This window comes from Thermococcus sp. GR6 (genome assembly GCF_012027415.1).
GTDB lineage: Archaea > Methanobacteriota_B > Thermococci > Thermococcales > Thermococcaceae > Thermococcus > Thermococcus onnurineus.
In genome coordinates, this window is the sequence record NZ_SNUM01000002.1 from 124,245 (window position 1) to 138,479 (window position 14,235).

The following is a 14,235-nucleotide window of genomic DNA, read 5'->3' on the forward strand; positions in this document are numbered from 1 at the left end:
CATCTCTCTGTTAACGGAGGCTTTTTAAGCCTACATATTTAACTTCTTGCCATCAGACGAAAGCCTTAAATTGGAGGCCTTTCCAACCTGCGCTATTCGGAGGTGTTAACATGGACAAGGTTTACCTTACCTGGTGGCAGATTGACAGGGCGGTCTTCGCGCTCGCCGAAGAGCTGAGGAAGAAGTTCATGCCAGACGTCATAGTCGGCGTCGCTAGGGGCGGCCTCATTCCCGCTGTAATGCTCAGCCACATCCTTGGCGACGTTGATGTCGAGATCATAGCCGTCAAGTTCTACAAGGATATAGAGGAGCACATGGAGAAACCAGTGGTGACAATACCGCTGCATGGCTCGCTGGATGGAAAGAGGGTCGTCATCGTCGACGACGTCAGCGACACAGGCAAGACTCTCGAGGTCGTCATAGAGGAAGTCAAGAAGGCCGGCGCCAGGGAGGTAAAGGTCGCCTGCCTCAGCATGAAGCCCTGGACTAAGGTCGTTCCTGACTTCTATGTCTTCAGGACCGACCAGTGGATAGTCTTCCCCTGGGAAGAGTTCCCTGTTGTTGTGAGGGAGTGATTTCCTTTTCTCCCCTCGAAATTGAAATAAACCCTTCTTCCAATTCTTCTCGGGTGAGGACTATGCGCGCGTTCATAGCCATTGAAGTTAGCGACGAGGTCAGGGACAACCTCCTGAAGGCTCAGGAAAGGATTGGAAATAAAGCGGCAAAGATAAAGTTCGTCGAGAGGGAGAACTTCCACGTCACGCTCAAGTTCCTCGGCGAGATCGACGAGGCAACCGCCGAGGAAGTGAAGAGGGCTTTGGCAGAAATAGCGAAGAAGCACAAAAAGCACAGGGTCAGGGTCAAGGGCATCGGCCTCTTCCCCAACCCGAACTACGTCCGCGTCATCTGGGCTGGAATAGAGAATGACGAAGGCATTAAGGCCATAGCAAACGACGTTGAGCGCGAGATGAGGAGGCTGGGCTTCAAGAAGGACAAAGACTTCGTCGCCCACATCACAATCGGTCGCGTCAAGTTCGTGAGGGACAAGCTGGAACTGGCGATGGCGCTGAAAGATCTGGCAAACGAGGACTTCGGAGAGTTTGAGGTCGATGCTATAGAACTGAAGAAAAGCACGCTCACCCCCAAGGGTCCGATTTACGAGACCGTGGCGAGGTTCGAACTGGCGGAGTGATGGTGATGGTTCAGGAAGTTATTGGGGAAGTCCTCGTCAGGATCAGGCCGAACGAAGAGGAGAGGGCTTTTGTTGAAGGCCTGATGCGAGAGATCGAGAACATAGCCCGTGGAAGGGCTGAAGAGCTTGGCCTTGACATTAAACCTTATTTTGTTGGTTCCCTTGCCAAGGACACCTACCTAGCCGGCGACCATGACGTTGACCTCTTCCTGGCCTTTCCCCTCGACACTCCCCTCGAAGAGCTCCGCGGGAAGGGCCTTGAGCTTGGTAAGGCCATAGCGGAGAGGCTCGATAACTACGAAGTTGCCTACGCAGAGCACCCCTACGTGAGAGCCCGCTATAAAGGGGTTAAGGTTGATATAGTCCCTTGCTACGACGTCGACAGCTGGAAGGACGTCAGAACGGCAGTTGACCGCTCCATACTCCACACGAAGTGGGTGCTTGAAAACCTCAACGGCAGAAACGACGATGTCAGGCTTTTGAAGCGCTTCCTCAAGGGAATAAACGCCTACGGCAGCGAGATTTACGTGAGAGGCTTTTCGGGCTACCTTGCTGAAATCCTGATTATCAAGTACGGCTCATTCCTGGATGTTCTGGAGAAGGCCGACTTCATGCTGAGGCAGAAGATAATAGACCCTGCCAGCTGGCTCAAGAGTGAGCCAGAAATAGCCATGAAGACCATCAAGAGGGAAGCTGAAGGGGACAAGCCGCTCATCGTCATAGACCCCGTTGACCCGAGGAGGAACGTGGCCGCAAATCTGGGCTGGGAGAAGTTCGGGAGGTTCTACTTCAAGGCCCATCAATTTCTGGAAGAGCCCCTCGTAGAGTTCTTCTTCTCGACGGAGAGCACGGGAGAGAACTACCTCGGAGAGCTCAGAAGGAAGAGAACACACCTTGTCACGCTCCTCTTCAAAAAGCCCCAGCTTGTTGATGACCTGATCCTCCCGCAGCTGGAGAGGAGTGCCAAAGGCTTCGAGAAAGCGTTGAGCAGGGAGAACTTCAGGGTTCTCGGCTGGGACTACGGCTACGTTGGGGAGGAAGCGTTCATCATGCTGGAGCTGGACAGAATAGTGCGCGAGAAGATAACCATAAAGCCCGGCCCGGAGTTCTTCACTGAGATGGGCTGGGACTTCTACCGGAAGAACGAGAGGGTCTGGCTGATTGGAAAGAGGCTGTACGCGGAGAAGAGGGTTAAGGAGAGCATCGTCGACGTCATCGTAGAGCTCCTGGAGAAGAATCAAGTTGCCTTGGGCAAGCAGGTAAGAGAGTTCATCCACTCCGCTGATATTCTGGTGGATTATGTTCCAGGGGAGCTCAAGAGGGAGGCATACCTCTTCCTGAGCAGGAAAAAGTGGAATTTGAAGGGCTAAGGCGGAAGTTGCCGTTCATCGAACAGCTTTTCAATCTCTTCCAGTATTCGTTTCAACTTCAAATACTCCTCTCCATCCAGGGTTCCAAATATCAGCTCCAGTATGAAAGAGTTCCCTCCAGAGGATTTGGACTCCTTCATTCAGCACCACCTTTGTGATAGGGAGCGGTTTTCTTTTGCCAGCTTCTTCCCGATCTCCACGATTACATCCACGGCATCACCGTGTTTGGGAATTGCTTGCGTCGCTTGCGTCAATAAAGAAAATTTGAAGTCAGAATATTCAGTCTCTGTGCTCGCACCACTCCTGATTCTCCCAGTGGCCGTGCCTCTCGCCCGGAATGTGGCCGGTGTCGGCAACGGCCCACTCGAGGTTGTAGGGTCCGATCAGGGCCTTAAGCTCGCCCTTCACGTCCCTCTTTCCGACGTAGAGTGCGGCCCTCGTCACCACGTTGTAGCCGCTGTTAGGTACCTCTGGCTTCAGCGCGCTATTCCATGCTTTCTCACTCGTTTCCCAGCCTTCAAGAGCCGGTAATGAGCCGAGGTTCCAAAGGTGGTAGAGTCTACCGAAGTTCAGGAGTTTCAGGTAGGCCTCAACGAAGATGTTCCTCTTCTCGTCGTTGAAGTAATTCATAAGCTCGATGAGGGCCTTTGCCATTACCGAGACGTTGCCGAAGGCCACGCGCGTGTCGAGGTTCTCCCAGAACCTCGGGCAAGAGTGATTTGCCAGAAGCATGAGGTAATAAATCCTTCCGAGCTTCAGGGCCTTCTTCTCGCCGTTCGCTGGCTCGAGGACGTAGTCCATTGAAGTTTCAATGCCGAAGTAGTCATAGTAATCCTTGAAGAAAATCCTCGCATATCTCACGAGGAACTCCTCGGCGTTGACGTTGAAATCCTTCAAACCTTCAAGCACGCCCAATCTCACGATCCTATTTAGCTCCTCAAAAAGGCGCGTGAAAGCGACCTTCCAGAGCTGGCTTATCCTCCTCCCCTCCACCTCGCGGGCAAAGACCTTTCCATCGACCCTTCTGTAGCCCAGCCACCTCGAATCGCTCGTCTTTCCGTCGAGGCTTAAGTCGAAGTAGTCGCTCCAGGCCGAGTAGTCCTTGACGCCCATCTCAAACTCGCATTCCCCATCAAGGCGCTTGAACTCACCAGTGAGCTTTTTCTTAACGAACTCCATGGCAGAAACTCTCTCGACACCATTCCCTTCGAGACCCTCCATCCATGCCGTAAACCTGTCGAGCTGGGCCGGATTTCCGAGGAGGCTCTCAAGGTCGCTGGCAGTAAAAACTAAGTACGGAACTCCTAGGCTCTCCTTATAGTCGTCCCGCCGTCCGAGGGTTCCCTCTATCAGTCCCGGGACGTCGAGGGTGTTAAAGGCGAAGGCGTCGCTCAGTCCCCACTCGCGACCGAAGACAAAGGAGTTAGAATAGCGGTTGCAGGAGTATTTGGCCTGAGGGAAGTCGTAGAGGAGCTGCCTCTCGTCGAGGAGGAAGACGAGCCTTTTGTCCGTTGAGGACTCGACTATCTCGGCGCTCCCCCGTGTTATGACAGCCTCGGGAAGCCAGTAGCCAACGACAGGCTTGTTGCCTGTAAGTGGAGCGTAGAAGTCAAAAGAAACCCTCGCCAGAATCCGCTGCTCGAACTCGTCGAGGTGCGGGACGATTGGATGGAAGGGTGTGGTCGGAACAGCGTCAAACTTCTCCAAGAGGGAAACCGTCTCCTCGAAGGCCTTCCTGTGGTAGCGGAGGAGCATTAGAACGGTGAACGGCTCAATGTCTATGCTTATTCCCTTCATTCGCGAGAGTGTATCGGCTATGTGTTCGTAGGAGTAGAGCATTGCCCTCGTCCAGTTCTCCCCCCTGACTTCCTCCCCGCGGATTTTTATGGCAACAGAACTCCTTCGCTCCTCATACTCTATCGGCTTACTTCCATCGCCGTCCTTAACGTAAACTATGTCGCCCGGCTGGTAGGCGTGAAAATGGTGTGCGTACTTCATAAAATACTTCGTGAACATGGTCTCACCGAGAGTGATACATCACTTCCCTTTATTGCCCTTTCGGAGGTGCATTTCTACCCATATATGGCCGATAAGTTAATAAAGCTGTGCATTGAAATTAGACCGGTGGGAGAATGGAACGTGAGTTCCGGAAGATTCTGGGCGAAGATCTGGCCAATTACCTTGAGCTTCTTCAAGCCAAGTTAGCCTTTGCCGAAGAGCTCTATGGCGTTAAGATGAACTACGTCCCGCTCATAACCGAGGGGGAAATAGTAATCCTCGACAAGAACGACGGCAAGATTAAGTGGCTAAAAACCAAGAGACCGCTCACCCTCGAAGAATTCGAGCAACTGGCCGGGAAAATAAAGGAAAATCTCGAATCTGGTTACGTCGAGATGCTCCTTGCAATGAACATGTCCTGCGTCCACGGGCCGGGAGAGTAATCACCCTCCATAGACCACGGGGAGGAGCTTAACGACGTCGCCATCTTTTAGAACGTAATCCTCATCCACTTTTCCCTCGTTAACAAGAATGTGGTGCTCATTCGCGCTTATCCCGAGCTCCCTCAACAGCTTTCCGATAGTCTTTCCCTCGTCCACCTCAACTTCCTTCCGTGAACCGTGGCGAAGCGCGTACTGTCCGTAAAGCACGAGCGTTATTTTCATACCAACCACCGAAAAAGGATTAAAGGCCGAGGCGCTTCCTTATGCGCCTAATCTCGCGCTTCGCTTCACCTATGCCAAGCTCTTCAAGGACTTCCTCCTTCGGGATGCCGTGCTCGTCGTAGCCGACTTCATCGTAGTATTGTCTCACCTTCGCACGTATCTCCTCTCTGCTTGGGGCCTTGCCTTTAACAGGGCCACTCGGCAGGGGTTCGTAGAAGCGCTGTGGATTGTCGTCGTCTCTCCTTGGATCCCAGTAAACGTCAGGTCCGCCGAGGAGAAGGAGTATTCTCTGGAGATGGATTATTCTCAGACCGGTCTCGTTGAACCATTTCTCCGGTGTCAGGTCGAAGCCCGTGATGGCATTTCCAAACTCCAGTATTCTCTCAAAGCCCGGTCTGGTGGTGAACATGCAGATGACGGCCGAGTCGTAGAAAGCATTCACCAGCTCGCCCTCGTAGCTCCTCGCGGGAAGTCCTGCCGTCGCTGTGTGGTCGCCGCCCTGAACGGAAACGGCGTAGCTTATGTCTCTGGTGTAGTCGAGGTCGCTCCTTATCCCGTGCGCTCCGATGCCTATGCCCTTGACGTGGACGGCGTACTTCATGGCATCAACGCCTTTCATCTCGGAAATCTTGAGCGCGGCCCTGTAGGTTCCTTCCGCGAGGATTTCACCTATCCCTTCCCTCTCGACTATCAGTTCAAGGAGCCTCGCAAAGGCCTTCTCATCGTCCCACTCAAGCCTGAAGCCGATGTCCTCCTCCGTAAGGATGTCCCTCTGATAGAGCTCGGCAGCAAAGCCGAGGACGTTGCCGGCGTTTATGCCATCTAAACCCAGCTCATCCACGAGGTATGAGAGGTAGACTATCTTCTCAGGCTCGAAGATGCCGAGGTTGGTCCCCATGTAGGCCATCAGCTCGTAGTCAGGGGCATCTGTGATGGCTCCCTTATACGGCCCGTAGCGGAGGTAGGAAATCTTCATGCAGTTGACGGGACAGCCGTAGTCTGCCCAATACTTCTTGACCCATGTCCTGAGCTCGAAGTTAACTACACTTATCCTCTCGTCGTCGTGATACTCCTCCTGCCAGTTCCTCACCGGCTGGCTCGAGCGATCCTTTCCGACGCTGTAACCGCCAGCTCCGGTTCCCCACTGCCTGAATGTCGTGAGGGTCAACAGTTCGCGCTGGAACTCCCGGAGCATGGCCTTGAACTTCGTTGAATCGTGAACTTCAGGCAGAGGCCCGTTACCCTTCACGAGGACTGCTTTAAGGTTCTTGCTGCCCATCACCGCTCCAAAGCCACCGTAGCCAGCGGCGTGCATCATCTTCGCCATTATCGCGGCGAAGCGGACTTTGTTCTCCCCACCCCTCCCGATGTACATCATGGCTGGTTCCTTAGGGACACCCCTGAGTTTGGCCCTTTTCCTCAGCTCGTCGTGGACTTCCTTAAGGAGTGTCTTATGGAGCTCAACACCACCCATTTCCCAGTACTTCGAGGCGTCGCGTATCTCAATGGTTTCGTCGTTTATGAGGAGGTATACCGGCTCTTTTGCCCTTCCGCGGATTATTATTCCGTCATAGCCAGAGGCTTTGAGCTCGATTCCAACCTCGCTGCTCAGGACGCTGCCAACGATACCGTTGCTCTCCGGGGACTTCGCAACGACAGAGGTTTTAATACCCGGATAGTAGCCGGTCAGCGGGCCCGTGAGGATGAGTAGAAGGTTCTCCTCACCGAGTGGATCAACATCTTCCCATCTCTCTCCTAGCTCCTTCCAGAGGAGGTAAGTCCCCAGTCCCCTACCACCGTAGAACCTCAGCATCTCCTCGTCGAGCTCAACGAATTTCACTGTCTCGGTGCTAAGGTCAACGTCTATCAGCTTTCCAGCGTATCCCTTCATGTTATCACCCCAACAACTCCCCGTACATCTTTCTCGAGAGTTCCTCGCTCTTCTCCACAGGGTCTTTGGCGAACGTCCTGTAGATCGAGCGGTAATCACCCTTCACGAGTGTTAGGGCGTCGTGACCAGCCTCGTGGCATACCTCGACGCATTTCGGGTTTCCGCCACAGAGATCGCAAATGACCACGCTTCTCTTACCGGGGGGAATTCTTGGGACGTTACCTGGGCAGGCAAGGAAGCAGGCGCCGCACTCGGTGCAGTTGTCTTCGTTCACGAGAACCGCTCCGGTTCTCTCATTCACGCTCAAGGCATCAAAGTTGCATGCCTCAACGCACGGATAATCAGGACACTGAACGCAGGTGTGCGGGACGTTAACTCCGGGCAGAAGCTCGTATATTCTTATGCGCGAAGCTTCCGGCCATATTATTCCCTCGTGCTCCAGTGAGCAAGCTATTTCACAGAGTCTGCAGCCGCTGCACTTGTCAGGTGTTATCAGAATCCATATCCTCTCTTTGGTAGCATCGTCACTCATCGGGAACACCTAGTACCATAGTTGGAATTCGAACTATATAACCCTTATGAAAACGCACAGACGTGAGTTTATGCGGGGAAGCTCTTATAAATTAAAGGGGACAACACACGGCGATGAACCGCTCCGAACTAATACTCTTAGGCATCACGGCGATATGGGGCTTCACGTTTCCAGCTATGAAGGCGAGCCTAGATTACCTTCCCCCAATCCTGTTCCTCGCCTATCGCTTCGGAATCGCCTCGCTCCTCATGCTCATCATCTTCCGCTCCCGCGTCCTCAAAAGGGAGACACTGAAGGAGGGATTTGTCCTAGGCCTAACCCTCTTCTTCGGCCACGGCTTCCAGATAGTGGGGCTGAAGTACACCACCGCCTCGAACTCGGCCTTCATCACGTCGCTCTACGTCGTCTTCACGCCGTTTATAGCCTACTTCCTCCTCGGAGACAGGTTGGGAGGAAGGGACGTTCTTTCCCTGATCATGGCGCTGACCGGCCTTTACCTTATATCCGGGGCCAGTCTAAACTTCAACTACGGCGATCTGCTCACCGTCCTCTGCGCGATAAGCTTCGCTTTCCAGATAGTCCTAGTTCAGCGCTTTGAGAAGAAGGACTATCTCAGTTTGGCTTTCTGGCAGATACTCTGGAACTTCGTTTTCTCGTTAGCTTTTGCTCTGCTCTTTGAGTCCTTAGTTGTTCCAAGAGACCCGATGCCTTGGATGGGCATTCTCTACACGGCGATATTCGCAACGGTTGTGGCCTTCACGCTCCAAGTCAAGTACCAGAGGGACACAAAGGCCCACAGAGCAGCATTGATATATTCCGCTGAGCCTATATTCGGCCACATAGCGGCGTTCTTGACGATAGGCGAGATACTGAGCCCCAAGGGCTACCTCGGCGCGGCGCTGATTATGGCAGGCATATGGAATGAAGTTAGAAAAGAGACCTGAGAAGTATTTACCAACAAAAAGTTAATAAATTTCAAAGCTATTCTTTGTTGGAGGTGATGGAGATGGTCCACGCATACATTAAGGAAAAGGCCAGAGAGTTCTCAAAGGAGGAGAAGGAGAAGCGCTACAAGTATCTGGGTAAGGAAGTCCTCGATGTCGGAGATCCCGGACTGGACAGCATCCCCGAGTTCTACGGCATAGCCAACGCCATCTGGCGCGACTGGAAGGAGGGAGAGATAAGCACCAAGACTGCACTGGGCAGGCTCGCACTTCTCAAGCTCCTCACGTACAAAACGAAGAACAAGAAAATCCAAGACATCCCCGAGGAAGACCTCGAAGAGGTCAGGAAGTTCATTGACTACGTGATACAGGTCATCAAGAACGAGAGCAGAAGAAAGGGCGAGCCGGAGGAAGAGAGGCAAGTGAAGACGGAGTAAGCCCCTTTCGATTTTCTAATCCCGTCTTTCGACACAAGCCAAGTAAACAAGCCTCTGGAGGGCCCCCAATTCTCATCGTGCTCTTCACGTCACCCAGTTCTCCGCGAGGTTTAAATTCTCTAGAGAGATAATCATCACCGCGCCCTCCCCCTCACGCCCCTGGGAGAAGTGACCTGGGGTCGGTCGGGGAGGGCACACTTCTCTCCACTAGTCTCCAGCAAGCCAAAATCAAGAGGAAACGTCTGGAAAATGAGAGACGCGTAGCGCTTCCCATCCAAAAACCTTATAAGGAAAGTTCCCAATTTTGCCCCGATGCCAATGAGGGGGGAGTGTTTTATCCTTCGCTTCGCCCGTTACGCGGCCCTCGCTTGAATCCCCCTATTCTGGGTTAGTCTATCGTAAAGATCATTTCTGGAGGGTTTTGAGATGATAAGGGAGCCAGAGTTTAGGGAATACAACCCAGGGAAGCTTGAGGAAAAGGTTGAGCGCTTTTGGAAGGAGAACAACGTCTATGAGAAGGTGAAGGCCAGCAGAGCAAACGGCCCGAAGTACTACTTCCTCGACGGGCCGCCCTACGTCAGCGGTGCCATACACCTCGGAACGGCCTGGAACAAGATAATCAAGGACATGGTGATAAGGTTCAGGACCATGCAGGGCTACAACGTTCGCAGGCAGCCGGGCTTCGACATGCACGGACTGCCGATAGAGGTCAAGGTCGAGCAGGCTCTCGGCCTGAAGACCAAGAAGGACATAGAGACCGAGATAGGCGTTGACGAGTTCATAAGGAAGTGTAAGGAGTTCGCCCTCAACAACCTCAAGGTGATGACCGAGCAGTTCAAGATGCTCGGCATATGGATGGACTGGGACAACCCCTACATGACCATAAAGAACGAGTACATAGAATCGGGCTGGTTCACGCTCAAGCGCGCCTGGGAGAAGGGCCTCCTCGAGAAGGACAAGAGGGTTCTGCACTGGTGTCCGCGCTGTGAGACGGCTCTCGCTGAACACGAGGTTCGCGGTGAGTACAAGATAAGGAAGGACCCGAGCATATACGTCAAGTTCCCGGTTGAGGGCAAAGACAACGAGTACCTTCTCATCTGGACAACCACGCCGTGGACTCTTCCGGCCAACCTCGCGGTTGCAGTTCATCCCGAATACGACTACGTCAAGGTCAGGGTCGAGACCGAGAACGGCGAGGAGTACTGGATAGTGGCCAAGGCCTTGGCTGAGAGAGTTCTCAACGAGGTCGGCGTTAAGGGCGAGATAGTCGAGGAGTTCAAGGGTGAAGACCTCGAGGGACTCCGCTACATGCACATACTCATGGAGGAGTACCCAACTCAGAAGGAGTTCCGCGAGAGGTACGAGTGGGCCCACCGCGTTATCCTCGGCGAGCACGTGACGCTTGAGGACGGTACCGGACTGGTTCACACCGCACCGGGCCACGGTGAGGAGGACTTCGAAGTCGGAAGGGAGTACGGCCTTCCGGCATATTCACCAGTTGATGACCAGGGCAGATACGTGGAGGGCAGGTGGAAGGGAGTCTACGTTAAGGACGCCGACCCGGAGATCATAGAACACCTCAAGGAGAAGGGCTACCTCGTCAAGGCCGGAACGATAGAGCACAAATATCCGCACTGCTGGCGCTGTAAGACGCCGCTTATATTCCGCGCCACCGACCAGTGGTTCCTCAAGGTGAGCAAGGTCAAAGACCAGATAATCAAGGAGAACGACGAGAAGGTGACCTGGTACCCCGACTGGGTGAAGGTCAGGTACGACAACGGCGTTATGAACTCCGGAGATTGGGTCATAAGCAGACAGCGCTACTGGGGAATACCCCTGCCGATATGGCAGACTGAGGACGGCGAAATATACGTCGTTGGAAGCTTTGAGGAGCTTGTCAAGCTTTCCGTGGCCATAGATGTGAACGGCGAGAGGATAGACCTCCCAGAGGACTACAGCGAGAAGCTCAGGGTCATCGAAGAGAAGCTCGGCCCGGAGGACCTCCACAGGCCCTACGTGGATGCATTCATCATAAGAGTCAACGGCAAGGAGATGCGCCGCGTTAAGGACGTCGTTGACGTCTGGTTTGACAGCGGAATAGCCAGCTGGGCCTCCCTCGACTACCCGAGGAACGAGGGGCTCTTCAAGGAGCTCTGGCCGGCAGACTTTATAGTTGAGGGTGAAGACCAGGTAACCAAGTGGTTCTACTCCCAGCAGGCGGCCAGTGTTATAGCCTTCGACACGGTCCCCTACAGGAAGGTCGCCATGCACGGCTACGTCCTCGATGAAAAGGGAGACAAGATGAGCAAGAGCCTCGGCAACATCATAAGGCCGGAGGAGGTCGTCCAGAAGGAAGGAAGGGATCCCTTCAGGTTCTACATGCTCTGGGCCACCAACCCCTGGGAAAACCTCAAGTTCAGCTGGAAGGGCCTGGCTCAGGTCAAGAGGATGCTCAACATACTGTGGAACGTCTACGTTTTGAGCGCCACCTACATGAGCCTGGATAACTTTGACCCGACGAGAGTCAACCCCGAAGAGCTGCCTTTCCGCGAGGAGGACAGGTGGATACTAAGCAGGGTCAACAGCCTCATAGGAGAAGTCACGGAGGGCATAGAGACCTTCAGGCTTACCAAGGCAACGAGGGCGATATACAACTTCGTCGTCGAGGACCTGAGCAGGTGGTACATCAGGCTGATCAGGAAGCGCATGTGGGTTGAAGGCGACGACCCGGACAAGTTAGCCGCCTACTACACCGTCTGGAAGGTCTTCAACGTCCTCCTGAGGCTTATGGCACCCTTCACACCATACATAGCCGAAGAGATATACCAGAACCTCCTCAAGCCGTTCCTCGGCGTTGAGAGCGTCCACATGCTCGACTGGCCGAAGGCAGATGAGAAAACCATTGATGAAGAACTCGAGAAGGAGATGGAAGCCGTAAGGAAGATAGTCGAGGCCGGCTCAGCGGCAAGGCAGAAGGCCAAGATAAAGCTCCGCTACCCGGTTAGGAGAATAATCATAGAGACCGAGGACGAGACCGTAAAGAGGGCTGTCGAGAGGCTTAACAGACTGCTCAGGGATCAGCTCAACGCTAAGGAGGTCGTTGTTGGAAGGGTCGAGCGCGAGCTGATAATAAAGCCGAACTTCGCGAAGGTCGGCCCGGAGTTCAAGGGCGATGCCAGACTCGTCTCCCAGTGGATAGCCGAGCACGGCAGGGAGCTCTACGAGGCCGGCGAGATGGACGTCGAGATAGAGGGCAAGACCTTCCACCTCACAAAGGAACACTTGACCATAGAGGAGAAGCTCCCGGACTTCTTCGTTGCTGAGGACTTCGACGGCGGAAGGGTCTTCGTGGACAAGACCCTTACCAGGGAGCTGCTCGCCGAGGGGCTCGCGAGGGAGTTCGTCAGGAGAATACAGGAGATGAGGAAGAGGCTCGACCTCGACGTCAACGACAGGATAATCGTCACCATAGAGACCACCGACGAGAACCGCGAGCTTCTTAGCGAAAACCTCGACTACATAATGAAGGAGACGAGGGCAACTGAGGTCATCTTCGGCGAGGCCAAGGGCTACGTGGTTGAGTGGCCCGAGGTTCAGGCGAAGATAGGGATTGAGAGGACAGAGTGAAGGGTCAGCCCTTCAATTTCGTTGCCCCTTTTCATTTCTCTTATTCTCTTTATTGAGGTCTCGTCATCAATATTGAGGCCAGCCCGTAAATCGCTCTGGATAGAGGGCCACAATCACTGACAGGGGCTTTCAGGCGTAGATGCCGTAGGCAACCGCCAAAACCATGAAGGAAAAGGCAATAGCTTAGTTAGGGTCATCATTCTTTTTGTCCCTAATCAATTCCTGCAGGTATTCTTCAAGTATTTTTCTCTTGTTACCATTTTTCTCACGCGATATCACCTCCCTCCTTGCAATTTCGATAAAAGTCTTTTCTTGAATCCCCTTTGTATGTCTTCGTGAAAGTTTATACCAAGAATACAAGTAATCCAACTGATATTTTTTGAAAATGATTGTTCTAGGCACGTACAGTGTGTAACCGGCAACGAATAGGACGCTAAACAGAAGCGTTAATCTACCCACATTGTCTTCAACGTTTTTGATACCATATACAAAGAGAGGCGAAACTAAAGAAAGGGGAACAAAAAACACCCAACTCTTATATCCTATCAGATCTAGGAGTTTTGGCTTTCTTTTCTTCATATTTCTCACCCCTGACAGTATCCTTCACTGGAACATATATTATATGCTCCATAGGCACATCCAAAGAAAGCTACTGCTGATGAAATCTTCCAGCAAATTGGGGCACAAGTTGCCAAACAGGTCCCGATAGCAAATGGGTTAACTGTCATAAGGCATATCGTTCCGCATATTCCAGTACAACTTGACCACACTCCCGCCTGGCAGATAAATGTAACAACATATGTACAAATTGTACACTTTAACCACTCAGTATATCCGTCCATTACTGTTGTCATTCCTATTGCTTTCCCTTGGTTGTACTCTAGTAGTTTGAGTCTTACCAGGTGTGAGAGGTGCCTCAGCTCGTAGGCACTTCTACCCCAAATCCAGTTGGTCTCATCTCCACGCCTGAGCTTCATGAGAACCTTGTTGAGAGTCCAGTAGTACTCCGAGAGGGTCAAGTTGTCAGCGGTAATAATCGTATCTCCGACGGGGACAACTTTATCCTCATCATTTGGAGCAATGTTCATTCCAGTAACGAAGGCTTTGTATTCTCCAGTCTGTGGGTCCGTGAATATCTTCGTAATCAGTGTGAAGTTGTACTGGCTCCTTTCCGCTTTATAAATGAGAGCATACATGGTGTAGTTGAACGTGCTGTTGGAGAGATTAATTCTAAGGAAAAGCAACTGTTCATGATTCTTGCTCATGTTGTAAAGTGTAACTATGGAAACGTTTAGTGGACTCACAACACTGCAGGAGCTTGAGTTGTGACAGGCACAGGAGGAGTTTGTTAAGTTCGAGAAGTCAATAGTCTTGTTCACCCACGTGACATTCATCTGAAGCCTGCCCTTGTCATCATACCACGCAATGACCGCCCTGCGGAATGTTACGCTGGTGTTGTTGGTAGTCATTGCCAGCGCCTGTGGCGCGGCAATCAACTGCAGGCTCAAAACCATGAAGACCAAGAGGAGACTAAACCCAGCCTTCCTCCAGTTCATGGCCACCGCCTGACCAATTAGTC

14 protein-coding genes are annotated in these 14,235 nt (G+C 52.8%); 7 read left to right on the plus strand and 7 right to left on the minus strand.

The genetic code is table 11. The features are described from left to right. The first annotated feature begins 110 nt into the window (after window positions 1-110). The 3 genes from E3E32_RS06930 (at window position 111) to cca (ending at window position 2,562) form a co-directional block, all read left to right on the plus strand. The gene (locus tag E3E32_RS06930) at window positions 111-575 is read left to right on the plus strand and encodes a phosphoribosyltransferase (protein WP_167731124.1); all 465 of its coding nucleotides are present in this window, start codon (window positions 111-113) and stop codon (window positions 573-575) included. A 62-nt stretch (window positions 576-637) separates the two neighbouring features. Further along, the gene (gene thpR, locus E3E32_RS06935) at window positions 638-1,192 is read left to right on the plus strand and encodes an RNA 2',3'-cyclic phosphodiesterase (RefSeq protein ID WP_167731125.1); all 555 of its coding nucleotides are present in this window, start codon (window positions 638-640) and stop codon (window positions 1,190-1,192) included. A gap of 2 nt (window positions 1,193-1,194) precedes the next feature. After that, window positions 1,195-2,562, plus strand: a complete 1,368-nt coding sequence (cca, locus tag E3E32_RS06940; protein WP_167731570.1) for a CCA tRNA nucleotidyltransferase — start codon at window positions 1,195-1,197, stop codon at window positions 2,560-2,562. Here cca and E3E32_RS06945 read toward each other — a convergent pair. Beyond that, window positions 2,559-2,702, minus strand: coding sequence for a hypothetical protein (locus tag E3E32_RS06945; RefSeq protein WP_167712302.1), 144 nt, complete (start codon window positions 2,700-2,702; stop codon window positions 2,559-2,561). The two genes, cca and E3E32_RS06945, sit on opposite strands and share 4 nt — an antisense overlap. A 139-nt stretch (window positions 2,703-2,841) precedes the next feature. Then, window positions 2,842-4,578, minus strand: coding sequence for a glycoside hydrolase (locus tag E3E32_RS06950; protein ID WP_167731126.1), 1,737 nt, complete (start codon window positions 4,576-4,578; stop codon window positions 2,842-2,844). Window positions 4,579-4,694: 116 nt separating this feature from the next. On the opposite strand from E3E32_RS06950, the gene E3E32_RS06955 reads away from it, so the two are divergent. Next, a complete protein-coding gene (locus E3E32_RS06955) occupies window positions 4,695-5,003 on the plus strand; it encodes a hypothetical protein (RefSeq protein ID WP_167731127.1) in 309 nt (102 codons plus the stop codon). Here E3E32_RS06955 and E3E32_RS06960 read toward each other — a convergent pair whose 3' ends face one another. Genes E3E32_RS06960 through E3E32_RS06970 form a run of 3 tightly spaced genes read right to left on the minus strand, consistent with a single transcriptional unit; the run spans window position 5,004 to window position 7,648 of the window. Then, on the minus strand, window positions 5,004-5,225 hold the full coding sequence (locus E3E32_RS06960) for a MoaD/ThiS family protein (RefSeq protein WP_167731128.1): 222 nt from the start codon (window positions 5,223-5,225) through the stop codon (window positions 5,004-5,006). 19 nt (window positions 5,226-5,244) lie between these two features. Then, on the minus strand, window positions 5,245-7,116 hold the full coding sequence (locus tag E3E32_RS06965) for an aldehyde ferredoxin oxidoreductase family protein (RefSeq protein WP_167731129.1): 1,872 nt from the start codon (window positions 7,114-7,116) through the stop codon (window positions 5,245-5,247). Between the two features lie 4 nt (window positions 7,117-7,120). Beyond that, window positions 7,121-7,648, minus strand: a complete 528-nt coding sequence (locus E3E32_RS06970) for a 4Fe-4S dicluster domain-containing protein (RefSeq protein ID WP_167731130.1) — start codon at window positions 7,646-7,648, stop codon at window positions 7,121-7,123. Between the two features lie 113 nt (window positions 7,649-7,761). Between E3E32_RS06970 and E3E32_RS06975 the strand changes: the two genes are divergently transcribed. The 3 genes from E3E32_RS06975 (at window position 7,762) to ileS (ending at window position 12,656) form a co-directional block, all read left to right on the plus strand. After that, window positions 7,762-8,592 carry a DMT family transporter gene (locus E3E32_RS06975; RefSeq protein ID WP_167731131.1) on the plus strand — a complete coding sequence of 277 codons (831 nt, stop codon included), beginning with the start codon at window positions 7,762-7,764 and terminating at the stop codon, window positions 8,590-8,592. A gap of 62 nt (window positions 8,593-8,654) precedes the next feature. Further along, window positions 8,655-9,029, plus strand: a complete 375-nt coding sequence (locus tag E3E32_RS06980; RefSeq protein ID WP_167731571.1) for a hypothetical protein — start codon at window positions 8,655-8,657, stop codon at window positions 9,027-9,029. Window positions 9,030-9,455: 426 nt separating this feature from the next. After that, window positions 9,456-12,656 (plus strand): isoleucine--tRNA ligase, encoded by a 3,201-nt coding sequence (gene ileS / locus E3E32_RS06985; protein WP_167731132.1) that lies wholly within the window; start codon window positions 9,456-9,458, stop codon window positions 12,654-12,656. A gap of 183 nt (window positions 12,657-12,839) precedes the next feature. Here ileS and E3E32_RS06990 read toward each other — a convergent pair whose 3' ends face one another. Both E3E32_RS06990 and E3E32_RS06995 read right to left on the minus strand, forming a co-directional pair. Further along, window positions 12,840-13,235, minus strand: a complete 396-nt coding sequence (locus E3E32_RS06990) for a hypothetical protein (protein ID WP_167711407.1) — start codon at window positions 13,233-13,235, stop codon at window positions 12,840-12,842. 5 nt (window positions 13,236-13,240) lie between these two features. Continuing rightward, window positions 13,241-14,212, minus strand: a complete 972-nt coding sequence (locus E3E32_RS06995; protein WP_167731133.1) for a halocin C8-like domain-containing protein — start codon at window positions 14,210-14,212, stop codon at window positions 13,241-13,243. Between the last annotated feature and the right edge of the window lie 23 nt (window positions 14,213-14,235).